This is a genomic window from Pedobacter sp. (genome assembly GCF_965279535.1).
Lineage (GTDB): Bacteria > Bacteroidota > Bacteroidia > Sphingobacteriales > Sphingobacteriaceae > Pedobacter.
Genome location: NZ_OZ257244.1, coordinates 1,467,803 through 1,492,468 on the forward strand (window position 1 = coordinate 1,467,803; position 24,666 = coordinate 1,492,468).

The 24,666-nt window shown below is 39.3% G+C and carries 16 protein-coding genes; 10 read left to right on the top strand and 6 right to left on the bottom strand.

From position 1 onward, the window contains the following. Window positions 1–180: 180 nt before the first annotated feature. The 5 genes from ACQY77_RS05700 to ACQY77_RS05720 all read left to right on the top strand — a co-directional run bounded on the left by ACQY77_RS05700 (window position 181) and on the right by ACQY77_RS05720 (window position 5,246). Complete coding sequence (locus tag ACQY77_RS05700; protein ID WP_421938947.1) at window positions 181–1,803, top strand: ABC-F family ATP-binding cassette domain-containing protein; 1,623 nt, start codon at window positions 181–183, stop codon at window positions 1,801–1,803. Window positions 1,804–1,967: 164 nt separating this feature from the next. After that, on the top strand, window positions 1,968–2,666 hold the full coding sequence (locus tag ACQY77_RS05705) for a DUF4397 domain-containing protein (RefSeq protein WP_421938946.1): 699 nt from the start codon (window positions 1,968–1,970) through the stop codon (window positions 2,664–2,666). A gap of 150 nt (window positions 2,667–2,816) precedes the next feature. Beyond that, a complete protein-coding gene (locus ACQY77_RS05710) occupies window positions 2,817–3,356 on the top strand; it encodes an RNA polymerase sigma factor (protein ID WP_421938945.1) in 540 nt (179 codons plus the stop codon). Continuing rightward, window positions 3,349–4,581: a hypothetical protein gene (locus ACQY77_RS05715; RefSeq protein WP_421938944.1), complete on the top strand. Its 1,233-nt coding sequence runs from the start codon at window positions 3,349–3,351 to the stop codon at window positions 4,579–4,581. The genes ACQY77_RS05710 and ACQY77_RS05715 overlap by 8 nt, the downstream gene beginning before the upstream one ends. A 47-nt stretch (window positions 4,582–4,628) precedes the next feature. After that, window positions 4,629–5,246, top strand: coding sequence for a Uma2 family endonuclease (locus ACQY77_RS05720; protein ID WP_421938943.1), 618 nt, complete (start codon window positions 4,629–4,631; stop codon window positions 5,244–5,246). A 160-nt stretch (window positions 5,247–5,406) separates the two neighbouring features. On the opposite strand, the gene ACQY77_RS05725 is transcribed toward ACQY77_RS05720, so the two are convergent. The 3 genes from ACQY77_RS05725 to ACQY77_RS05735 form a co-directional block, all read right to left on the bottom strand. Further along, window positions 5,407–5,913: an FKBP-type peptidyl-prolyl cis-trans isomerase gene (locus ACQY77_RS05725; protein ID WP_421938942.1), complete on the bottom strand. Its 507-nt coding sequence runs from the start codon at window positions 5,911–5,913 to the stop codon at window positions 5,407–5,409. 1,006 nt (window positions 5,914–6,919) lie between these two features. Then, window positions 6,920–7,477 carry a hypothetical protein gene (locus ACQY77_RS05730; protein ID WP_421938941.1) on the bottom strand — a complete coding sequence of 186 codons (558 nt, stop codon included), beginning with the start codon at window positions 7,475–7,477 and terminating at the stop codon, window positions 6,920–6,922. 154 nt (window positions 7,478–7,631) lie between these two features. Beyond that, window positions 7,632–9,641 (bottom strand): thioredoxin domain-containing protein, encoded by a 2,010-nt coding sequence (locus tag ACQY77_RS05735; RefSeq protein WP_421938940.1) that lies wholly within the window; start codon window positions 9,639–9,641, stop codon window positions 7,632–7,634. A gap of 225 nt (window positions 9,642–9,866) precedes the next feature. Between ACQY77_RS05735 and ACQY77_RS05740 the strand changes: the two genes are divergently transcribed. Then, complete coding sequence (locus tag ACQY77_RS05740) at window positions 9,867–10,964, top strand: mandelate racemase/muconate lactonizing enzyme family protein (protein ID WP_421938939.1); 1,098 nt, start codon at window positions 9,867–9,869, stop codon at window positions 10,962–10,964. A 204-nt stretch (window positions 10,965–11,168) separates the two neighbouring features. Here ACQY77_RS05740 and ACQY77_RS05745 read toward each other — a convergent pair whose 3' ends face one another. Further along, the gene (locus ACQY77_RS05745) at window positions 11,169–12,056 is read right to left on the bottom strand and encodes a GH25 family lysozyme (protein ID WP_421938938.1); all 888 of its coding nucleotides are present in this window, start codon (window positions 12,054–12,056) and stop codon (window positions 11,169–11,171) included. 607 nt (window positions 12,057–12,663) lie between these two features. Here ACQY77_RS05745 and ACQY77_RS05750 point away from each other — a divergent pair. Beyond that, the gene (locus ACQY77_RS05750; protein WP_421938937.1) at window positions 12,664–13,872 is read left to right on the top strand and encodes an MFS transporter; all 1,209 of its coding nucleotides are present in this window, start codon (window positions 12,664–12,666) and stop codon (window positions 13,870–13,872) included. A 228-nt stretch (window positions 13,873–14,100) separates the two neighbouring features. Here the strand turns inward: ACQY77_RS05750 and ACQY77_RS05755 are convergent, their stop codons facing one another. Both ACQY77_RS05755 and ACQY77_RS05760 read right to left on the bottom strand, forming a co-directional pair. Further along, window positions 14,101–15,081 (bottom strand): glycoside hydrolase family 43 protein, encoded by a 981-nt coding sequence (locus ACQY77_RS05755; protein ID WP_421938936.1) that lies wholly within the window; start codon window positions 15,079–15,081, stop codon window positions 14,101–14,103. 672 nt (window positions 15,082–15,753) lie between these two features. Next, window positions 15,754–17,124, bottom strand: a complete 1,371-nt coding sequence (locus tag ACQY77_RS05760; protein ID WP_421938935.1) for a dipeptidase — start codon at window positions 17,122–17,124, stop codon at window positions 15,754–15,756. A gap of 299 nt (window positions 17,125–17,423) precedes the next feature. On the opposite strand from ACQY77_RS05760, the gene ACQY77_RS05765 reads away from it, so the two are divergent. The 3 genes from ACQY77_RS05765 (at window position 17,424) to smc (ending at window position 24,624) form a co-directional block, all read left to right on the top strand. Next, complete coding sequence (locus ACQY77_RS05765; RefSeq protein WP_421938934.1) at window positions 17,424–18,338, top strand: GDSL-type esterase/lipase family protein; 915 nt, start codon at window positions 17,424–17,426, stop codon at window positions 18,336–18,338. Window positions 18,339–18,544: 206 nt separating this feature from the next. Next, window positions 18,545–20,845: an ATP-dependent helicase gene (locus tag ACQY77_RS05770; RefSeq protein ID WP_421938933.1), complete on the top strand. Its 2,301-nt coding sequence runs from the start codon at window positions 18,545–18,547 to the stop codon at window positions 20,843–20,845. 239 nt (window positions 20,846–21,084) lie between these two features. After that, window positions 21,085–24,624, top strand: coding sequence for a chromosome segregation protein SMC (smc, locus tag ACQY77_RS05775; RefSeq protein ID WP_421938932.1), 3,540 nt, complete (start codon window positions 21,085–21,087; stop codon window positions 24,622–24,624). Window positions 24,625–24,666 lie beyond the last annotated feature (42 nt).

The window sequence follows — 24,666 nt, forward strand, 5'->3', positions numbered from 1 at the left end:
CAATAAATGGTCTGTGGCTTACAGACCAGCCAACAATATATGGTCCATGACTCGCGGACCAGCTATCAATATATGACCCGTATGTAACAGACCATGGAATCAAAAAGCAAATACTAAACAGCTGTTTAGCTTTCCACTTCAAAATTAAACCGTATCTTTGCGCCTTATTTTATTCACAGCATGATTTCAGTTTCTAATTTATCATTACGATACGGCAAACGCACATTATTTGAAGATGTTAACCTTAAATTTACCCAAGGCAACTGCTATGGCGTAATTGGGGCGAACGGCGCTGGTAAATCTACATTCTTAAAAATTTTATCAGGCGAAGTGAGCCAGACTTCGGGTAGTGTTGCCTTTACTCCAGGCGAGCGTATGGCTGTTTTAAAACAGAACCATTACGAGTTTGATGAATTTCCGGTTATCGAAACCGTTATGATGGGACATAAAGAGCTTTATGCCATCATGAAAGAAAAGGATGCCATTTATTTAAAGGAAGATTTTACAGAAAAAGACGGTGAGCGTGCCGGTGAACTGGAGAATCTTTTTGCCGAAATGGACGGCTGGAATATGGAAAGTAATGCCGCCACTATGCTCAGCAACCTGGGTATCAGCGAAGACAACCATTACAAACTCCTTAAAGAATTAGATAATACCCAAAAAGTACGTGTTTTATTAGCACAAGCTTTATTTGGTAATCCTGATATTCTGTTATTAGATGAGCCTACCAACGATTTAGATATCGAAACCATTGCCTGGTTAGAAAACTTCCTGGCCGATTATCAGAACATCGTTTTGGTTGTATCTCACGACAGGCACTTTTTAGATGCGGTTTGTACACACATCGTGGATATCGATTTTGCTAAAATGAGCATCTACACAGGTAACTATACTTTCTGGTATGAATCTAGTCAGCTTGCTTTGAAACAACGCAGCGACCAGAACAAGAAGATGGAAGATAAAGTAAAAGAGTTGCAGGAATTTATCCGCCGCTTTAGTGCAAACGCTTCCAAATCTAAACAAGCTACTTCACGTAAAAAAGCCTTAGATAAGATTGATATTACCGAAATTAAAGCTTCGAGCAGGAAATATCCGGCCATTATCTTTAACAATACCGGCCGCGAGGCTGGAGATCAGATTTTACAGGTTGAAAATCTTGGTAAAACCGGTAATGACGGGGTTTTATTCGACAAAGTGACCTTCATGGTAAACAAAGGTGATAAAATCGCTATCCTGTCTCAAAATAGTTTAGCTACTGCAGCTTTTTATGATGTTTTAACAGGCAGAGACCAGGATCACCGCGGCGAGTTTAAATGGGGTGTAACCATTAGCACAGCTGATATTCCAAACGATAACTCTGAATATTTTGCCGGCAAAGATGAAAATCTGGTAGACTGGTTACGTGAATATTCGGGTACGGATGCCGACGAGCAGTTTGTACGCAGTTTCTTAGGCCGTATGTTATTCTCAGGAGAGGAAGTATTGAAAAACGTTAAAGTACTTTCAGGAGGTGAGAAAATGCGTTGTATGTTCTCCAGAATGATGTTACAGCAAGCTAACTTATTGATGTTTGATGAGCCAACCAATCACCTGGACTTAGAATCTATTGAAGCATTAAACAATGGCATGAAGGATTTTAAAGGAACAATCTTATTTACTTCCCGAGATCACCAGTTAACAGAAACTGTAGCCAACCGTGTAATTGAGATTACGCCAAAAGGAACAATAGATAAATTGATGACTTATGATGAATACATCAACAGTGATGAGGTTGCCAAACTTCGCCAGGAGATGTATTCTTAAAAAAACATACCTAAATAATAGAAAGCCAGGGATTTAACATCTCTGGCTTTTCTTTTTTCAATAAAAATCGATTTAGTTGTAGCGTTTTAGAGTTGCCCCTCGTTTTACTAGAAAAAATGTTAATGGCCATTTAACTAATAAAACAATAATTCAATTAACTACACATGAAAAAACAGACTTATTTTGGCGTAACATCGAAAATTATATTCTCTCTATTCGCAATAACTTTACTATTTTCTGCTTGTAAAAAAGACTGGGATGATACCCCAATTGAAGCTGCAGGAATCGGATTTATACATGCATCTCCAGGAACAGCGGCCTTAGATTTCGTATTAGACGGACAAAAGATTAAAAGCTTTACCTACACACAAGATTTTGGTTATTATGCAGCTTACCCAGGCAGCAGGTTAGCAGGTGTTGCTAAAAAAGACTCCTTAAAATATTTAGCCACAGCAGCAACAAACCTGGTTGGCGGTAAGTTTTACTCGGTTTTTGTGGCAGATACACTTAAATCTACCAAACTTTTGGTTGTGGAAGATGACTTGAAAGCCCCTGCAACAGATAAAGCAAATGTTCGTTTCATTAACCTGAGTCCGGGTGCACCTGCTTTAGATTTGAGCATCCAGGGAAAAGACGGCGCTTTATTTACAGCAAAGGCTTTTAAAGAATTTACAGCTTTCAGTTCAATTGATCCATCGGAGAGCTATACTTTCGAAGTAAAACAAACCGGAACAACTACCGTTAAAGCAACCCTTCCGGCAGTTAAAATTGAGAAAGGCAAAATTTATACCATCTGGGCTAAAGGATTAAGCAGCAAAACAGATAGTACCCAATTCGGATTATCAATTATGACTAATAAATAATTTCTCTCTACCTGTGAAATAAGAAATGGCACCATCCTGCTTGGGTGGTGTTATTTTCTTAAATTTGGAAAATAACAGGTTAATAAATAGTCCTTTACGGGAGTGATCAAAAAAAGAATTCTCAGCTTTGAGGAAATTTTAAAGGGTTGCGTGAAAAACGACAATGGCTGTAAAGAAATGATGTACAAATCGTTCTATGGCTATTTATTGGGTATTATTTTACGTTATACCAGGAACACATCCGATAGTGAAGAGCTTGTAAATGATTGTTTTATCAAGATATTTAAGCATATCGGAACTTTTAAAGCACCACAAAACCCTGAAGAGTTAAAAAAATCTTTCAAAGGCTGGATTGCCCAGATTGCCTCGAGAACAGCTATTGATAAAATCCGCAGCGCTAAGGCGAAATTTTATGTAGATGATTTAGCTGAGGATGAACATCCGGTTAGCCAGGTATCTGTAGCCTCCGACCTGCATGTGAATGACATCCTGAATTTATTAAACCATCTGCCAGACACCCATCGATTGGTATTTAACTTATATGAAATTGAGGGCTTTGCCCATGATGAGATCTCGAAAATGCTGAATTTTCCTGAAAGTTCATCGCGGGTGTACCTTACCCGAGCCAAAAATAAATTGCGTACCCTTTACCTGAACACCATGGTTAGTTCATACGAGAAAAATGGATAAAGAATTAATTGAACATATAGCCACACAACTCCAAAACCACGAAGAAGCTTATTCGGAAGGGGCCTGGGAGCGCTTTTCTGAAAAGAAGCGCAGAAGAGGTATTGCCTATTGGCCAATGTGGGCCGCTGCAATGCTTGTGTTAACAGCAGGAGCATTATTTTTCACGTTAAACAAAGGTACTGACAGTAATAACCTGGTTAAAGTTCAACCTAAAAAACAATCATCAGAACAAACTGAAGCGGGCAACAACACTACTCAGCAGTCGGCCATAGCCCAAAACATTAAACCTGCCCCCCCTGCTCAGGCCAATTTGAATCCATCACAAACACCAGTTGAAGGAAAGGATAACACGCTATACCATAACACACCGCTAACAAATACAACCATATCCGGCTATCCGGCTAATGCAGAACTTATTCCTGCATCAGTTTTAAACGATCGTCAGCTTGCTGTACAACAGCATAACCCAGCTTTGACATCGTTTACTGAACGCAATTTTGAATTGGCTGTAGACCATAAAAAGCCCAAACCGGTCAAAATGACTTTTGAAGATCTGTTGGCCCAGGATAGTAAGGTGAACCAAATGGCAGCCAGCACAAAAAGTAATCAGGATTCGAAATGGCAGCCGGGAGTGTATGTAGCACCATCTATGGGTAACGATAACAAACTGAATATGAATTATGGCTTCTCGCTATCGTATGCCATTGCCAACAAGGTTTCGATCAGTTCGGGGGTATCTTACTCCAGTATAAGCAGTAAAGAGGTATTAGGGGCCGATGCTCCGCAAACTTTATCGGGTAGAAATCTCGAATCTGTAAATGCCCGTGTGGAAGGTATAAATGTGCCACTGGAGTTAAAATACAACATCAGTGATAAATTATACACCGGAATTGGCGTTTCAGCACTCGCCGTAACCAATAACCGCCAGGAGAACACCTACATCAGTAATCAGGTTCAAAATGCTGCTGCCCTCAATTCGGCAACCGGATCTTATGATGCTAAAACCTTAATTGTGGCAGAAAGAAAAGTTGAACCTCAGCCAGAAGCCGCTATTGGTCCTGATCGGTATATTGGTTTTTATAACTTCTCTTTTGGATACAAGCAGAAATTATCACCTAAGAAGAATATCGCTGTTGAGCCCTTCTTAAGGGTACCCATGAAAACTTTTTCTAAAGAAAATTTAAACCTTACCAATGGTGGTTTAAGGATTAAAGTAGACTTTTAAAACCAGGTTGAATTGACTATATTTGAGTATCATCAACTCGAAATAGTATGAAACCTTATCCAACAGAAGAAGAGCTTCCCCCTATTTCATCCCTTAACGAAATTGATTTTTCAGCCATCTACAGCTACGCAGATTACATGCGGTTCGCTTTCGAAGACCGGCTAGAAATTATTAAAGGCCATTTATTTACCATGAGCGCTCCAGCGAGGGTTCATCAGGAAGTGTTTGGTGTTATTTTTAATCAACTGTATAACTTCCTTAGGAAAAAACCCTGCAAAGTGTATGGGGCACCTTTTGATGTTCGCCTGGCCAAGAGAACGCAATCTGATAAAGAAGTTTTTACCGTAGTGCAACCCGATGTAGTTGTGGTATGTGATGAAAACAAGTTAGACAAACGTGGCTGCATTGGTGCTCCGGATATTGTTGTCGAAATTTTATCACCAGGGAACAACAAAAAGGAACTGGTAAACAAATATGAGGTTTACGAAGAAGCAGGCGTTCGCGAATATTGGATTGTTAGTCCGGCAGAAAAAACCTTTTTCAAGTATGTTCTGGACGAGCAGGGTAAATTCCAACCCGGCAAACTGTTAACAGTGGGCGAAGAAGCCCTTTCTACCGTGCTACCGGGCTTTGCGCTTAACCTGGAAGAGGTTTTTGCAGATTAGCATGATGAGATTATCGATATTGTCGGGATCCATAAGATGCCCCAGGTACCCAAGCAACGGAATTATATGAATACCCTTCTAAGCAATTGGTTTCCTGATTTAGGACACAAAAAAAGCCAGCATCTTAAAAAAATGCTGGCTTTTTATATTTTAAGGAGTCTTAGTGACCTGAGTGACCATCTACACCATGTGCATGACCATGAGAAAGCTCATCCTGAGTAGCTTCGCGAACGTTTAAAATCACTCCGCTGAATAAAAGGTTTTTACCAGCCATTGGGTGGTTTAAATCTACCGCTACAGTTTCATCATGAACAGCAGTTACGCCAGCTCTGAATTGATTACCATTGTTATCTTGAAGTGGAATAACATCACCTACATTAGGAATTTCACCGCCAGCTTCTGTAAACATGGTTTTAGGTAGATCTGCGAAAGCTCCCGGATCAATTTCTCCGTAACCATCAGCAGCAGAAAGTTCAAAACTATATTCATCACCAGTTTTTAAACCAGTTAAATGCTCTTCAAATTTTGGCAACATCATGCCAACGCCATATAAGAATACTAAAGGATTTTGCTCATCAGCTTTCTCTACGAAAACCTGTTGTCCTTCTTCGTTTGTAGTATGCAATTCGTAAGTTAATGCCACTACTGAGTTTGGTGAAATATTCATTTAATTTTTTTTAGTGTAAATACTCTAATGCTTCCTCAACAGTGTTAACCGGTAACTGGCATACTTTATTTCGGCAAATATTTAATTAAAATTATAAAAGCTCTTTTAAATATTGCTGGGCAAAGATAAGTTAATTATTTACCTAACAAAAAAGATGTTCTGATTGTTCAGAAAAGAAAATGTTTTTTAGTGCTGGTACTAAAAGTAGTACCTTTCCCCTTTTGGAAAAAGGTAGATTGACTAGCCGTATTTCAATTTGAATTTCTCACTAATCTTTTCCAGCCTTATTATTTTCTTTCTGTACTTTTGTAATAACATCTTGGTATCGATTAGTTTTAACTATTAACTTTTTTTCACAGTAATCAACATTAATATACCTAAAAGTCAGTTAACTTCAGAGATTGAGCTGTAGATTTCCGTAAACTCTAATATCTCCTTACTATCTAAAATGATGAATAATTTATTGTATGAAGCAGGAAACTTATTATGAGTTGGTATAACATATTCATCCAGTTCTTTACCTGTAATTTCGTGAGAAAGAATATCAAAATATGGAAGCTGTATAACATTCAATAAAATTATTCATTGATTCCGCCTTTAGATTCTGTAAACGTGAATGCCTCAATTCATCCTTTTTGTTGAAATATCTATTAGCAAAAATGAAATTATACCAATTCAGTAGCGAATTGAAAACCATATGTTCTAAAGAGAGTTTCGATAATTAACATATCTGATAGATTTGATAATACTTAGAGTATTTAGACAACAGAAAAAAAAATGGATAAGGTAATAAAAAAGAAAACCCCCAATTAAGGGGGTTTAGTGAGACTGACCAGAATTTTATCCTGCCCTTTGCAAGGCTGTCCAGATTGTTATCCTGTCTCAAATGCTGATACAAATATAAATATTACTTTATATTTTACGTATATTATTACAAAAATATTTGTAATATGTTTTGAAAATATTTTTAAAGCTTAATAAATCTTAAAAATAATTTATCGAAAACTTAATGAGTATACTCACTGACTAATAACAACTTAGTCTTTTCTAAACGCATTAATGTAGAGGTTTCATCTGGATGAAGTATTAGTTGATACTGCCCATCACTCAATTTAAAACCACCAACTTTCATAGCAGTTTTTAGAGTAACTTCAAACTTATTTAGGCCAAGGTAATGGTATTCAGCAACAACATTTAGTGGTAGTTCGCCATCAACTTCTTTGGTCAAAACAATCCTCTCTGGTCTGGGTACAATTTCAAAATTAACAAAAGAAAACGTTTTGTTCTTTATAGAATAATAAAATAAATGCCTTCCAGCTTCAACGAGTAATGATTTGACAGTATCACTTTCAATTCCATGACGTCTACCTTCTTGGTCTCCATGTTGTTGCCTGTCAAAATAATGTTTATCGAAATAAATATCAATTTCAATGTGCTCGGCAGTAGTTGAAATTTTCTTTGCATTTTCCGAACTTTTGTTTTTTACAAATGCTTCAACATCTACAACTACTTCACCAACCTTGGCGGAGTAGTCAATTCTTTTACGTTTGTTTTTACTTTGCACGTTATCATTTAGTCTATGACAAAGATAAGTATAACTTTTAAAACCCTTGGTTGTATAAACTTAAAGTTAAGAAGAAGTTATCTACATTAATACCGCAAATTTTAGAGTTTCCTATCAAAGAATAACTGCTCAGTTTTGAAATATTCAGTTTTTTTTAAAGTAAATACGCTAACGCCTCCTCCACCGTCTTAACCGGCAACTGGCATACTTTATTTCGGCAAACATAAACCTTTGTTTCATTGCTTTGCTTACCATTTAACAGCGGAAGCTTACTGCTTGTGCCACCCAGGATAATTTTATTCGGAATATAATGATTATTTAATGCCAGCTTAATCACATCTGCTTCCAATCCGGTAATGGCGATTTCGTTAATTCCCTGCACCTCATTTAATAACTGAATGGCCCAGTTAGAATATGCAGAGCCATAAGTTTTAATTTTAGCCTGTACCCCGGCAAGCATGGCATCAGCTTTTTCAATGTATTTATCTTCATCAAAAAGCAGGCCCAGGCGTTTTAGGTTCTGTGCCATAACAGAGTTGGCCGCAGGGATTACATTATCCATCACCTCATGTTTGCGGGCAATGAGGTCTTCGCCTTTTGCAGAGGTATAGAACAACATAGGCGATTCACTATCTTCAAAATTCAACAACACATAGTCGGTAAAAGCTTTAGCTTCCACTAACCATTGCTCATCAAAATCAATTTCATACAGCGCAGTTAATGAATCGATTAAAAAGGCATAATCATCTAAAAATGCGACAATGGAAGCTTTACCATTTTTGTAATTGCGATACAGCCCCCCGTCTTCGGCTTTCAGGTTATTTAAAATAAACCTTGCAGAAGCAGCTGCACGCGTGTAATAACTATTTTCGTTCAGTACAGAAGCTGCATCAGCCAATGCGCGAATCATCATGGCGTTCCATGCCGTTAAGCATTTATCGTCTAAACCCGGCCTTATTCTCTTGTTTCTTACCTCCAGTAGCTTTTCTTTAGCAGTATTTACCTTCAGATACAAGGTTTCCAGATCGATGCTATATTTGGCAATCAAATCATCATCTGCCAGTGTTTTCCTCAATATATTCGTTTGTTCCTCCTCCCAGTTCCCCTCTTCGGTAACATTATAATATTCGCCTAACAATGCCGAATCCGCTCCTACTAGCGCATCAAACTGCGTTTTATCCCATACATAAAACTTCCCTTCTATTCCCTCGCTGTCGGCATCCAGGGCCGAATAAAAGAGCCCTTCAGGAGAAGTCATTTCATTAAATACCCAATTAATGGATTGTATAGCAATTTGTCTGAAAGAATCGAATTTAGTGCATTGGTAAGCCTCCAGGTATAAACTGATTAACTGTGCATTATCATAAAGCATTTTCTCGAAATGCGGAACGTGCCATTTATCATCAACAGAATAACGGGCGAAACCACCCCCAATCTGATCATAAATACCTCCCCTGCTCATTTCTTCCAGTGTATGGCAAACAGCCGTAAAAACAGCCTCATCGTCTTTTAAAAAGCCATATCGAAGCAAAAAGCTCCAATTATTGGGCAGCGGGAATTTTGGTGCCCGGTTGTATCCGCCAAAAGCAATATCGAAATGACGTTTCCAGGGTTCAATAATTTCTTTCAGGTGGCTGTCATTACAACCTTCAAGGCTTACGGCAGGAATAATTTTTTCGCTTTCCACAATTCCAGCAGTCAACCTTTCGGCATACTGAATCGCTTTATCCGGCTCATTTGCCCATAAACCGGCAACATTTTCCAGGATATTGATCCAGTCGTTTTTCCTGAAATACGTTCCGCCATAAATGGGCCGCTGATCTGGAAGGCAGATGCAGTTTAAAGGCCAGCCACCACTCCCGGTCATTAGCTGGATGGCATACATGTAAATCTGATCGATATCCGGCCGTTCTTCACGGTCTACCTTAATGCACACATAATGCTGGTTCATCACCTCTGCCACTTCGTAATTCTCAAAGCTTTCGCGTTCCATTACATGGCACCAGTGACAGGCAGAATAGCCTATACTAACCAAAATAAGCTTGTTTTCGGCTTTGGCTTTAGCTAATGCCTCTGGACCCCATTCGTACCAGTTTACGGGATTGTGCGCATGTTGCAAAAGATAGGGAGAAGAAGCTTTGATCAGGTTGTTAGGCGCAGACATAATTTTGAAGTTTATAACAAGGAATTATTGAAGCGGTAAATCTATTAATAATCTACAAACCTGTTTCTATTTAGTTTTTGTTTTTATACTTTAGTTAAAAATCTGTTTGTTATCATAAAAAACCGTTAAAGCAGTACAATTATTGATGTATCCAGGTGCTGAAATTTTATAATTCAGTCATCTATTGCAGCAAACAGGAAAACCGAACCGCACAATTAATAACCTATGAAAATTACCCATACCGAAATTTACCGCTTCAGCATTCCAATGGAGCCTTTTGTAATTGCAACAGGAACCATGCATTTTGCTCAGAATGTATTGGTTAGAATATATACCGATGCCGGGATTCATGGTGTTGGAGAATGTTCGGCTTTTCCGATGATTGTAGGCGAAACACAGGAAACCTGTATTGCCATGGCTAAGGATTTTGCGGCAATTTTAAAGGGTAAAAACCCATTGGAAATTCCGGAAAGAATGAACGATCTTTTGGGCTATGCCGACCATAACAATACCATAAAAAGTGCTTTCGACATGGCTTTGTTCGATATTTCGGCCAAACATGCCAAACTTCCGCTGTACAAGTTCTTAGGTGGACAAAAAAGAACCATTGAAACAGATATGACCATCGGGATTGATACACCTGAAGGGATGGCGGAAACGGCATTGAAGTACAAGAGTCAGGGTTGCAGGATTCTTAAAATAAAGCTTGGGAAAAAAGTTCAGGATGATATTGAACGTGTAAAACAGATCAGAGCTGCAGTTGGGCCAGAAATGACCTTACGCCTGGATGCAAATCAAGGCTGGAATTTTGATGAGGCACTTTTTGCATTAGGAGAACTGGAGCAGTACAACATCGAATTCTGTGAGCAGCCCATGAGAACCTGGTATGATGATAAACTGCCTGAGCTAAATGTAAATTCGCCTATTAAACTCATGGCCGATGAAAGCTGTTACAATCATCATGATGCCCGTAAATTAATTAACAGTCAGGCTACTACCTACCTTAATATTAAATTCTCTAAATCGGGCGGAATATTGGAAGCACAGAAAATCCATGAAGAGGCATTACAAACCGGCGTTAAATGCATGATTGGAAGTATGTTAGAAAGCAGACTTGCCTTAACGGCTAACCTGCACTTCGCATTAGCCAGTCCTAACGTAGAATTCTTTGACCTTGACACTGCACTTTTAGGACACCTTGTTGATCCGGTAGTGGGTGGATTAACTTATAACGGCTATTTTCTGGATGTAACGGATGAAATTGGTATTGGCGCAGAAGCGGATGAGTTTTTCTTAGAGAAATGTGAGTGTTGGGTGGTTTAGGGAAAAGGGGGAACTGGTGAGGAGGTTAACTCACTAATCGTTTAACTGTTGAACTGATAAACTGACTAATTGTAAATTGCTAATTGCAAATTGTTTAACTGACTAATCGTTTAACCGTTGAACTGACTAATTGTTTAACTGTTTAATTGCTTAATTGTTGAACTGATAAACTGACTAATTGTAAATTGTTTAACTGACTAATGGCTACTTAACCAGCATATTATCCAGCGCCAGACTATCTCCATTAAAGGCATTAAAATCGACAACATGGCCGATTCCATTGATTTTGGCTTTATCAGAATGTTGCCAGAATTTCCAGCGGCTTTTATCTAATTTCAACTTCGGTTGATAGTAGTGTGCTACCCACAGTGGATAGTCTTCAAAATGACCGTCTAAATAATCTTCATGAAATTTTAAACCTGTATAAATAATAGGGCGTACCTTGGTTTTCATCTCCACATAGTTGAGAAAATCTGAAAGTTCTGCCCGCATTTTTAAAGGTGAAACACCATCTAAAGATTCAATGTCGACCACTGGCGGCAGATCTCCTTTTTCGATATTAACCACCTGTAAAAAGAACTTGGCTTGTGCTTTCCCATCCTTTTTAGGACGGAAGAAATGATAAGCACCACAGAGGATCCCTGCTTTGGGCGCCTCCCGCCAGTTTCGCTGAAAGTATGGATCAACCAATAAAAGACCTTCTGTAGCTTTAATAAAGGCAAAGCGGATACTCACTTCATCCTCTTTCATTGTTTTTACCTTCGCCCAGTTAATCTTACCCTGATAATAGGATACATCGATGCCATGAATGGTATACTGTTTCGGAATTTTAATATTGAAACTCTCATAGGTACGGTAGTTGGGATCCTGTCCCCAATCTTTTATCCAGCGCCAGGTGCCTACAAAACCTTTTAAGATATAACCATAATAAAGCGGCGAAAGTAACACCAACAGCACAGCAATAAGCGCGAGTTTCCATTCTATTGGAATAGACTTCGACTTCTTTTTACGTGCAGCGGGCTTTCTTGCTACAGGTTTTCTGACCGTAGCAGGCGCTTTTTTGATGGCAGGCTTTTTAGGAGCTGGTGGCATATGATTTTTAACGCTGCTAAGTTGGGCAAAAATCTGTTTAATTTAAACAGAGAATGCTTGTCAATCGATTCAAACAGATTAAACTCATTTACAATCAGCTGTTTATTTATCGTAATTGTCCTTCGACAGGCTCAGGATGACAGATTTATTTAATCAGATCTACACAGATTGAACTATGGGGTGATCCTTCGACGGGCTCAGGATGACAATCTTGATGGGCTCAGGAGGACAGATTTATTTAATCAGGTCTACGCAGATTGAACTATAGGGTGATCCTTCGACAGGCTCAGGATGACAAGGTTCGACAGGCTCAGGAGGACAGATTTATTTAATCAGATTTACGCAGATTGAACTTTAGGGTGATCCTTCGACAGGCTCAGGATGACAATCTTGATGGGCTCAGGAGGACAAAGGTCGAGACGCTCAGGGTGAAGGATTTGTTAAACAAGTCTGCGTAGGGTAATCCTTCGACGGGCTCAGGATGACAAAGCTCAGGGTGACATAGCTGTATAAACAGGGCGCCACCCTGAATTCTTACGTAAATTATACTTTTAATGCTTAGCTCAGCAATTTAATATTAGTATTTTTGCAGCTCTTCATCCAAATCATGTTCAAACTCATTTTAAACACCTACAAAGACTCGTTTAGTGGCCTAAGCAGAGAAACCTGGCTATTAAGCATTGTAATGATGTTTAACAGATGTGGCAGCATGGCTGTACCGTTTATGGGTTTATATGTTACCCAAAGTTTACATCATTCGGAAATGGATGCAGGTTTAATTATTACCCTTTTTGGGGTAGGGTCTATTTTAGGCTCTGCTATGGGTGGTAAGTTAACCGACATGATTGGATTCAGACCGGTTCAGATTTTATCTTCCATTATGGGAGGGCTGTTATTTATCTTATTTTCTACCATCACGCATTTCACTACCCTTTGTGTATTGTCTGTGGTAATCAGTTTTTTTTCTGAAGCTTTCAGGCCGGCAAACTTTACTGCGGTGGCCCATTATGCCAAAGAAGGAACAATAACCCGATCTTACTCATTGAACAGGTTAGCAACCAATATTGGCTGGTCTGTTGGTATCAGTTTGGCCGGAATTATTGCATCGATAAATTATAAACTTTTGTTTATTGTAGAAGGTGGGGTAAGTATTTTGGTTGGTTTTTCTATTCTGGCCTTGTTACCCAAAGTGAAGGGCTTTATTAAACAGGCCAGGGAGAACAAAAATAAAACAGTAATTATGAAACCCTGGCAGGATGCTTTTTACGTAAAATTTATCCTGTTAACCACACTTTTTATCACCTGTGCCTTCTTAATGTTCAGGGTGGTACCTGTATTTTTTAAAGAGCAATGGCACATTGATGAATTTGCAATCGGAATCATCATCGGATTAAATGGCGCCATTATAGCCCTTTTCGAAATGGTTATGATTAATAAGATAGAGCAAAAAAGACCGCCTATGTTTTTCATCATTATTGGTGCAGTCTTTTTTGCAGTATCTTACCTGATATTAAGTGCGCCGGTTATTTTTCACGTGGCGATGGCGGTGTTAACCATCGTGATATTTACCATCGGTGAAATGTTCGTGCTTCCTTTTATTAACACCGTAGTGATTAGCAGAAGCAACGAACATAACAGGGGCTTATATGCCGCCGGATACACCTTGAGCTGGTCATGTGCACAAGTGATAGGTCCGTTTACGGGCTTTTTAATCGCCAAACAATTTGGTTTTAACTGGCTGTGGTTTGGATTGGCCTGTATTCTTTTACTATGTGCCTATGGGTTTAGTTTACTTGGAAAATCGGGAGATAGGTAGTATTGGTCATTGGTCAATAGTCATTGGTCAATAGGCATTAGTCATTAGTCATTAGTACAAATCGCCTATATCAAATGGCCCATATCTTTGCTCCGGTCTTGATACTTGATACTAGCAACTCGATACTCAGCGCTGTTTGCTCCGGTCTTGATACTTGATACTAGCATCTTTATACTTTATACTAGCATCTTGATACTAAACAGTTAAGCAATTAAACAACTAACCACCTTACCTCAGCTTATCCGCCTTTACCCCTTCATTGGTAATCTTTACAGGAAGAATGTTTCCATCAGCATCGAAATTCATCTCATCGATACACGTAACCCGATGATTACCATCAGTTTCGGTTAGCGGGCGACGGTGGTAAACAATGTAATATTTTCCTTTTTTCTCGTTGATAATCACTGAATGATGCCCTGCTCCTGTTGCGATGGCAGCGTCTTGTTTTAAAATCTTCCCAACTCTTTTGAACGGACCAAAGGGCGAATCGCTTACTGCATAGGCCACAGAATAATCAGGGCCGGTCCAGCCACCTTCGCTCCACATAAAATAATATTTACCATTTCTAATAAACATGTAAGGTCCTTCTACGTAATTATCCGGTGTAATTTCTTTGAAAATTGTTCCGTCCTCAAAAGGTACAAATCCATTAAAATCTGCATTGAGCTTGGCAATATTGCAGTGTTTCCAGCCACCGTATATCAGATAGTACTGTCCGTCTTTATCTTTAAACACAAACTGATCTATAGGTTGTGCCCCATTGTGAAACTTATCTACCAGTGGCTTACCCAGGTGATCTTTGTAAGGTCCTTCGGGTTTATCTGCTACTGCCACACCGATACCACCAATTTCTTTATCATTCTGAATATCATTAGCACCAAAGAAAAGATAGTATTTTTTATCTTTTTGCACTATTGCAGGCGCCCACATGGCTTTATTAGCCCATTTTATAGCAGCAGTATCTACAATGCGGGGATGTTTTTTCCAGGTTACCAGATCACCGGACGAAAAAGCATCTAAAAATACCTGCTCTTTGTACCTGGCAGAGTAGGTTGGATATACCCAATACTTATTGTTAAAAATGGCCGCATCTGGGTCTGCGTACCAACCCTGAAAAATGGGATTTCCGGATTGCTTAATCGTTTTAGTACTTTGAGCAAAAGAAAAGCCCCCTGCCAGAATTAAAAGAGAAGAGAATAAATATTTCATGGGTCCAATTTAAAAAAAATAACGGGCTAAAAAAATAACGCTTTGGTTACAAGCAAAGGATGGGATGCCTGGCATTATAAAGAGTTTATACTGGCAGGGAACAAAACAGATAAATAAGAACTGACCATAAGCGGATATGTTTTCGCTTAAAAACAGCATGATTTTTAATGTTTTAGATATTAATCATGTTTGTAAATAAGAATAGAAATGGTTATATTATGTGGAGGAAAGACCAGTATTTGGCTTTGTAATTTTCGACTTACGGAAAGGGTTAGTCCACATCAAGTCCACCGTAAGTCCACATTTTTCCACTGAAGGGTGGAGTAGCCCCGCATTGGATATGTATTTGTATGGCCTCGGTATTGGATAACATACGGATATACTACGCATCAACTGCGAATGAACCCTAGCACGCTTAGCAAGCAACCATTATTTTATTACGGGAAGCGCATTGCGGTTAGTACAGCATGAGGTGGCAGGGCAAAGCAGCCGATGAAAAACTAATGGGACTGGAATAAACCCGACAGCGCCACATAGCCCGGAGTGGAGCACCGCGTAACGAGGACTATAGGCAATGGCGGGGCTGCAGCAGCTATGGAATACGTACTTTCATTTTCAAAAAAAAATGCCTCACTTAAATAAGCGAGGCATTATATTAAAGGTAAATAAACCTTATTTACTTAACTCAGCAAAATACTTGTGGAATAATGGCAAGGTTTCAATGCCTTTGTAATAGTTAAAGATATCATACTTCTCATTAGGAGAGTGCAAAGCATCACTATCTAAACCGAAGCCAAAAAGTACCGATTTAATACCCAATACCTCTTCGAACAAAGCCACGATTGGAATACTACCGCCGCCACGAGTTGGAATTGCTTTTTTACCGAAACTATCTTCAATTGCTTTTTCTGCTGCTTTATAGGCCGCACTATCAGTAGGTGTTACCACCGGCTCGCCACCATGGTGAGGGGTTACCTTAACTTTAACGTTTTTAGGAGCAATGCTTTCAAAATGCTTAGCGAAGATTTCAGAAATTTCTTCAGAACTTTGATTTGGAACCAGGCGCATAGATATTTTAGCATTTGCTTTGCTTGGAAGCACGGTTTTAGCGCCCTCTCCTATGTATCCGCTCCAGATTCCGTTTACTTCTAAAGTTGGGCGTGTACCTGTTCTTTCTAAGGTGCTGTAACCTTTTTCGCCCCATACTTCTTCAATATCAAGGTCTTTTTTATACTCTTCCTCATCATAAGGCGCAGCATTTAAGGCTTTCTTTTCGTCGTTAGTAAGTTCTACTACCTTATCGTAAAAGGCAGGGATGGTAATGTGATTGTTTTCATCGTGCAATGAGGCAATCATTTTGCAAAGGATAGTTGCCGGATTAGCAACCGCACCACCGTAAACACCTGAGTGTAAATCGCGGTTAGGCCCTACTACTTCAACTTCCATATAAGCTAAACCACGTAATCCGGTTTCGATAGACGGGTTTTCCATGCTGATCATAGAAGTATCAGAAATTAAAACCACATCTGCTTTTAAGCGCTCCTGGTTATCCCTTACAAAAATACCCAGGTTAGCTGAGCCCACTTCTTCCTCCCCTTCTATCATGAATTTAACGTTACAAGCCAAAGTGTTGGTTTGCATCATCAGTTCGAATGCTTTAACGTGCATATAAAACTGCCCCTTATCATCGCAGGCACCGCGGGCATAAATTTTACCGTCGCGTACGGTTGGTTCAAAAGGAGGTGTTTTCCAAAGTTCTAAAGGATCTGCAGGCTGAACATCGTAGTGGCCATAAATTAATACCGTAGGAAGCGCCGCATCTACAATCTTCTCGCCATAAACAATAGGATAACCTGCTGTTGGGCATATTTCTACGTTATCTGCACCTGCATCTTTTAATTTTTGGGCAACATAGTCGGCCGTTTTAAGCACATCATCTTTGTATTTAGGATCGGCACTAACCGATGGAAAGCGCAACAATTCAAACAACTCATCTAAAAAGCGTTGTTTGTTCGCTTCTACGTAATTTTTTATTTCTTGCATAACAAAAGAATTTGGGCAAATATAGGTTTTTGTTCAGGAGATGGAAGAAACTGTCTTCAGTTGTAAGTCATAAGTTTCGCATTTTCGACCCTCATCTTTTGGGCTTCAATACTCAAATCTGCCTTAAATCACAGAAAAATAAAAAAGCATAATTCGTCTTATAAAATATACCTTATTTTCGTAACTTGCGGTTTTATAAAATTATCCTTAAACCCTGTTAGAAAGAACATTATTAAATGAAATTAAGCGCGCTCGGCCTTAAATTGCTGCTGCTGTTTTTTTGTTTTAGTTTTTCAGGGTTGGCCCAAAATCAACCACCTGGAAGAGTAAGTTGTCCGGAAGCAGCCCAATACTATGCCAAAGACAGTATTAATATAGTAACCTTTGGAGCCAGTACTGTTGAAGGAGTTAATGGAGTTGGTTTTCAAACCATGCTTAAAAACAACTTCCTCAATTGCTATACCGGCAAAATTGTAGACATTACCAACCACGGTATTGGCGGACAAACCACCAAACAGGGCTTATTGAGAATTGACAATGCCATTGCCAACAGAACGGGCTTTTTTGTGGTTGATATGGGCATAAATGATGCGCTGTCCATAGTACTGAACAAGGTAGGAAGCGTTAAAGAAACAGAAGCCAATATGCGCCTGTTAATTACTACCAGCTTAAAACAAAAGCTAGTGCCTATTATTTGTACTTTACAGTTTATAGATGACCGCAATACCCCCAGTTATGTTGCTGTAAATAACACCATCAGAAGCATTAACACCATGTACAGGAAGCTGGCTGCAGAGTATAAAATCTACCTGGCTGATGTAAATGCCATAATGCGCAGGGATTTTTCTTTGTATCAGGATCCTTTTCATCCCAATGCACGAGGGTACCGGTTAATCAGTTACATCATTTTTGATGCCATTAACAAAGCGATTTTTGATAATTTCTTAATGTTTGTGGTAACTCAGAATTACCCGAATCCGGCATCCAGTCAAACCTATATTGATATTGTACTTCCTGAGGCAGACAAAATCAATTTACAGATTTATGATATTATGGGCAGACTGGTTAAAACTGTTGTTAACGAATATTTGAATACCGGTAAACACACATTGGAGATTAATACGACTACCCTGGTTTCGGGCATTTACTTCTTTAAAATATCTTCTGATTCAGGCCAATACAATAGTGTAAAAAAGTTCATTGTTGCGCGGTAGTGGGAGTTGAAAGCTGGGAGTTCGGAGTTGAGAGTTGAAAGTTGAAAGTGCAAAGTTGAAAGTTTAATGGCCTGTTTGTATGCCATGTGGGTGAATAATGAAAAACATTTTATTCCTCCTAAACATTCCAATTGCTATTTCTCCACAAATTCCATAAAAAGCTTTTGATTTATTATTTTTGAGCCTCAAAAAAAATAGGAGTCGATTTGGATTACTTAGAAGGATTAAACCCACAACAGAGAGCAGCAGTAGAGAACACAAAAGGACCCGTAATGATTGTTGCTGGTGCCGGATCGGGCAAAACCCGTGTAATTACTTTTCGTGTAGCACACCTGATTCAAACCGGGACTGACCCATTCAACATTCTGGTTTTGACCTTTACCAATAAAGCCAGTAAGGATATGCGTGAAAGGATTAGCAAGGTTGTTGGCGCCGAGGCTAAGAATATCTGGATGGGCACTTTCCACTCTGTTTTTGCGAAAATCCTTCGGGTAGAAGCCGAAAAAATTGGTTACCCAAGCAATTTTACCATTTACGATACTGACGACAGTAAAAGTGTAATCCGCGCAATACTGAAAGAGATGCAGCTGGATGATAAATTATATGCCGCTAACTTTGTATACAACAGGATATCATCGGCCAAAAACAACCTGATTTCCTGGGGAGAATACCAGGCCAATGATCAGATCCAGGCAGAAGATATACAGAATAAACGCCCGCTACTGGGGCAGATTTATGAAACCTATACTAAACGCTGCTTTAGGGCAGGTGCCATGGATTTCGACGATTTACTCTTCAAAACGAATATATTGTTAAAGGAACATCCGGATGTTTTGAATAAGTACCAGCAGAAATTCAGGTACTTAATGGTGGATGAGTACCAGGATACCAACTTTTCGCAGTATACCATTGTGAAAAAACTGGCTGCAGCTTACCAGAACATTTGTGTAGTGGGTGATGATGCACAGAGTATTTATGCCTTCCGTGGGGCGAATATTCAGAATATCTTAAACTTTGAACGCGATTATCCGGATTTAAAAGTATATAAACTAGAGCAAAACTACCGCTCTACCCAGAATATTGTTGATGCCGCCAGTAGCATTATTGCCAACAACAAAAACCAACTGGAGAAAAATGTTTTCTCGGATAATGAGCCTGGTGAAAGAATTAAAGTATCGAGGGCTTTTACAGATAACGAAGAAGGAAAGTTAGTTGCCGAATCTATTATTCAGGAACGCAGCACTAAAGGTTATCAGTATCACGATTTTGCCATCCTGTACCGTACCAATGCACAAAGCAGGGCCATGGAGGAAGGTTTACGGAAGCTGAATATACCGTACAGAATTTATGGTGGTCAATCTTTCTATCAAAGAAAAGAGATTAAAGATTTAATTGCCTATTTCCGTTTAACTTTTAATCCGAAAGATGAAGAGGCCATTAAACGGGTAATTAATTACCCTAAGCGTGGTATTGGAGACACTTCGATAGATAAAATTATTGTTGCCGCAGATCAGCATGGTAAAACCATGTGGGATGTAATTTCAAATGCCCATATGTTTGTAGATGGCCGGTTAGCCAATCAGCTGAATGAGTTTGCGCTCATGGTTCAGAGTTTTCAGGCAGAAGCCAAAAAACTTGATGCCTATGACACCGCCTTGTTTATTGCGCAACATGCAGGAATTTTAAAGGAACTTTATTCCGATGACAGTGTTGAAGGTCGCAGTAGATATGAAAATATCCAGGAATTATTAAATGGTATTAAAGAATTTGCAGAGCGAGAAGATATTGAGGAAAAAGGCCTGGATATTTTTATGCAGGATGTAGCACTTTTAACCAACGATGATAAAGACGGAGACAAGAATAAGGATACTGTTTCTTTGATGACCATCCATTCAGCTAAAGGTTTGGAGTTTAAAAATGTATTTATTGTTGGCCTGGAGGAAAACCTTTTCCCTTCACAGCTATCGGTAAATTCGAGGTCAGAATTAGAAGAAGAACGACGTCTATTTTATGTAGCCATTACCCGGGCCGAAGTAAAGCTAACACTCACCTATGCCACTTCAAGATACCGTTGGGGAACATTAACCAACTGTGAGCCAAGCCGCTTCATTAATGAGATTAGTCCGAGGTTTTTAGAGCTGGATGTTAAACCAGCTAAAAGCAACTCATTGGAGGGCAATTTTGATGATGAGCGCAAAACCTGGTCTTCGCAACCAAGAGATTTCTTTAGCAAACCAAAACCTGCCGGAGGTACAACTTCTGCCCCACCTGCACGGCCGAAAACAACTTCTTTACTGGCAAAGGCGCATGTCCCAACACCTGGATTTACGCCTTCTCAACCCCACGAATTTCAAAATGGAATGGAAGTGGAGCATGAAAAATTCGGATTTGGTAAAATTGTAAGCCTTGAAGGAACCATGCCAGATGTGAAAGCCACTGTGTTTTTCCAGGGATTAGGCAATAAGCAATTGTTATTAAAGTTCGCTAAACTAATGATAGTTAGGTAACTGGTCTTGAGTTCTGAGTCTTTAGTCTTGAGTCTATAATTAGTAGGAGTCATTGGTCATTAGTCATTGGTCACTAGTTGTGGGTATTAAGCGACAAACCTTAATGTCAATGTTACATGAAAATAAAAAGCCTAAATACTAGTCTAAACAGCTAAATTATCATGTTCTGTGCTCCTAAAACTTGAAAAACACCTAAATATTCCTTAATATTGGCGTCCGGTTTAGGCCGATAATAAACCATGCAACTTACACGATTAGAAATTAAAGGTTTTAAAAGCTTTGGAGATAAGGTTACGATTAACTTTAATGAAGGTGTAACTGCAATTGTAGGCCCGAATGGTTGTGGTAAATCGAACGTTATTGATGCCATGCGTTGGGTTCTGGGAGAGCAGAGTACTAAGGCGCTACGCTCAGAAAAGATGGAAAACATCATCTTTAACGGAACGAAAAACCGTAAACAGGCACAGCTTGCAGAAGTTTCTTTAAGCTTTGACAATACTAAAAACATCCTGCCTACGGCCTATTCTCAGGTAACCGTTACCCGTAAACTTTACCGCAATGGCGATAGTGAATACCGTTTAAACGATGTTCAATGCCGCCTAAAAGACATAACCGACTTATTCTTAGATACCGGAATCGGCTCAGACAGTTACTCGATTATTGAGCTTAAAATGGTTGATGAAATCATCAACAATAAAGAGCATAGCCGGAGATCTTTATTTGAAGAAGCATCGGGGATATCGAAATATAAACTCCGCAAAAAGCAAACTTTTGGGAAGCTAAAAGATACTGAAGGTGATTTGGAACGGGTTGAAGATTTGCTTTTCGAAATTGAGAAAAACCTTAAAACGCTCGAAAACCAGGCAAAGAAAGCAGAGCGTTATTATAAATTAAAAGAGCAATACAGGGAGCTGAGTGTACAACTGGCTACCCACAGAATCGCTTTTTTCCGTACCGACCTGAATGCACTTGAAGTTCAGGAGCAAAGTCAGCTTGTGGCGCGTACCACGCTTAGCAGCAAAATAGATCACCAGGAATCTGAGCTTCAGAAACTCAAACTGGGTAGCATAAGCGAGGAGAAAAACCTCTCTGTGCAGCAAAAAGCAACAAACGAACTGGTTTCAAAAATCCGTGCTTACGAGAGCGAAAAGAAGGTAAAAAATGAGCAAATGCGTTTTTTACAGGAGAAAGAAACACGTTTAACCGGAGAGCTGGAAAAGGATAAAAATCAGGTAAACCACATTAAATATAATATCAAGCGTTTAAATGAGGAAGTTTTAACAGAAACGGAAGTATTTAACCGCCTGGAAGCCGATTTAAAATTGCTTAAAACTGCGTTGGATGCACTTCGTGAACAACAGCAGACTGAAAAAAACCGGACTGATAATTTAATCAAATCCGTAAATGAGCTTCAAAGTCAGGTTTATCAAGCTCAAAAAGATATTGATATTTTAAATATCCAAAAAGACGCTCTGATACAAGAATCTAACAGAAATGTTGATGATACTGAAACCAAAACATTAGAATTAAAAGCCTTTGATCATGCCCTGGCCGAATTGGATATCCAGATTCGTGAAAAGCAAGCTCATATTAAGCAACTGAGCGAAGAAGAAGAGGTTCTAAAAAATAAACTGGCAGAATCTGAAGCCAATTTAAGTGCCAACAAGGAAAAATTGATGGCCGAAAACCGAAAAAAGGACGCTAAACAAAACGAATATAATCTTACTAAATCACTTGTAGATAGTTTAGAAGGCTTTCCAGAATCTATTCGTTTCTTAAAAAAGAACAGCGCCTTTGCCAAAACCGCCCTCCTCCTGTCAGATATTTTATTCTGTAACGAAGACTTCCGCATTGCCATAGAGAACTATTTAGAACCCGTAATGAACCACTATGTGGTAGATAAATACGCTGATGCTGTACAGGCGATTAACTTATTAACCGATGCAAGCAGAGGCAGGGCTAACTTCTTTATCCTGGAGAATGTGCCCGATAAACAACCTGCCATACGTGAGCATGAAGGATTGGTTTCGGCTTTATCAGTGATTGAGGTAGATAAAAAATATCAGCACCTTTGCAATCTGTTGCTTCAAAATGTATACATCTCGGTTACCGAGCAGGAAAATTTTTTTAAAGTAGCGCCTACCGAAAGCTTAACTATACTGGCTAAAAACGGTAAATATGCACAAACGAAATTCACACTTGCGGGTGGCTCAGTGGGATTATTTGAGGGGAAAAGAATTGGCCGTGCCAAGAACCTGGAAAACTTAGCTAAAGAGGTTAAGAAATCTGATGCCTTAATCAATCAGTATAATATAGCCATCTCTGCAGAAACGGAGAATATCCTGAGCCTGAAAGAAGCATCTAAAACCAATTTAATCAGCGCATTACAGCAGGAGCTTAACAAGTTCATTAATGAGCACATTTCTGTTCAAACCAGAAGGGATCAATATCAGGAGTTTATTACAACCAGTGAAAACCGTAAAACGGATATTGCGCAGAAAATTGTTTCCATAGAAAAAAGTTTATCCGAGAAACTTCCGGCATTGGTTCAGCTACAACGAAATCAACAGGAAGCCCACGTTAACCTGCAAGAGCAGCAATTAAACTACCAGGAAATTGCAGAGCAGGTAACAGAAAGTGCAGGTAAGTACAACCAGGATAACATCAAGTTTCACCAGCAACAAAATAAGTTATCCAGTTTAGAAAAGGATTTAGATTACCGTTTTGTACAGGAAGAAGCCTTAAATAAACGCATTGCCCAAAACGAAAAGGAACTTCAGGAGGCATTAACCGAGATTACAGCGACGCTTCAACATACCGATTTAAGCGATGATACGCTCCTGGAGATGTACAAGCAACGTGAAGACATGGAAAAAGGCCTTGCAGAGATAGAGCAGGGATATTTTTCGATGAAAGGAAAAATCAATGAAGTAGAAGGCGATCTGACCAATATCCGTAAAAACAGAGAAGAAACAGATTTTCTTTTAACCGAAATTAAGGATAAAAAGAACGCTTTAAAAATCGACCTCAATGCCCTGAAAGAGCGTTTAGCTGTCGAATTCAACATTGATATCAACGATCTCTTAGAAACAGAGGAAGAAACCGAAGCTTTAGAGAGCGAATTTGAACTCCGTCAAAAAGTAGACCGGATGAAGCGTCAATTGGATGAGTTTGGCGCAATCAATTCTATGGCAATGGAAGCTTATAAAGAAATGGATGAACGCTATATCTTTATCCAGAATCAGAAAAAAGACCTTCAGGCCGCTAAAGCAGATTTGCTACAAACCATCAAAGAAATTGATGATACAGCGAAGGATAAGTTTATGCAGGCTTTTACCCAGGCCCGCGAACATTTCATTGTCGTTTTCCGCTCTCTGTTTAACGACGAAGATAGCTGCGACCTTATCCTTACCGATATCCACAACCCATTAGAGGCTGATATAGACATTATTGCAAGACCTAAAGGTAAGCGACCGTTATCTATCAACCAATTATCAGGTGGTGAAAAAACATTAACCGCTACTGCCCTCTTATTTTCACTTTACCTGTTAAAACCAGCACCGTTCTGTATTTTCGACGAGGTAGATGCCCCGCTTGATGATACCAACATCGATAAGTTCAACAACATCATCCGTAAATTCTCAGATCAGTCGCAGTTCATTATCGTTTCGCACAATAAGCGTACAATTGCCAGTACCGATATTATTTACGGTGTAACCATGGTAGAACAAGGCGTTTCGAGAGTTGTGGCTGTAGATTTAAGAGAGGTGGCAGCTTAGTTTTGTCCAGAGTCTGAAGTCTGAAGTCACAAGTTGGGAGTT

Coding starts and splice junctions, on each gene's coding strand:
- smc (WP_421938932.1), top strand. CDS start 21,085: ATGCAACTTACACGATTAGAAATTAAAGGTTTTAAAAGCTTTGGAGAT.
- ACQY77_RS05725 (WP_421938942.1), bottom strand. CDS start 5,913: ATGAATATTTCACCAAACTCAGTAGTGGCATTAACTTACGAATTGCAT.
- ACQY77_RS05715 (WP_421938944.1), top strand. CDS start 3,349: ATGGATAAAGAATTAATTGAACATATAGCCACACAACTCCAAAACCAC.
- ACQY77_RS05755 (WP_421938936.1), bottom strand. CDS start 15,081: ATGAAATATTTATTCTCTTCTCTTTTAATTCTGGCAGGGGGCTTTTCT.
- ACQY77_RS05740 (WP_421938939.1), top strand. CDS start 9,867: ATGAAAATTACCCATACCGAAATTTACCGCTTCAGCATTCCAATGGAG.
- ACQY77_RS05705 (WP_421938946.1), top strand. CDS start 1,968: ATGAAAAAACAGACTTATTTTGGCGTAACATCGAAAATTATATTCTCT.
- ACQY77_RS05700 (WP_421938947.1), top strand. CDS start 181: ATGATTTCAGTTTCTAATTTATCATTACGATACGGCAAACGCACATTA.
- ACQY77_RS05760 (WP_421938935.1), bottom strand. CDS start 17,124: ATGCAAGAAATAAAAAATTACGTAGAAGCGAACAAACAACGCTTTTTA.
- ACQY77_RS05720 (WP_421938943.1), top strand. CDS start 4,629: ATGAAACCTTATCCAACAGAAGAAGAGCTTCCCCCTATTTCATCCCTT.
- ACQY77_RS05750 (WP_421938937.1), top strand. CDS start 12,664: ATGTTCAAACTCATTTTAAACACCTACAAAGACTCGTTTAGTGGCCTA.
- ACQY77_RS05735 (WP_421938940.1), bottom strand. CDS start 9,641: ATGTCTGCGCCTAACAACCTGATCAAAGCTTCTTCTCCCTATCTTTTG.
- ACQY77_RS05745 (WP_421938938.1), bottom strand. CDS start 12,056: ATGCCACCAGCTCCTAAAAAGCCTGCCATCAAAAAAGCGCCTGCTACG.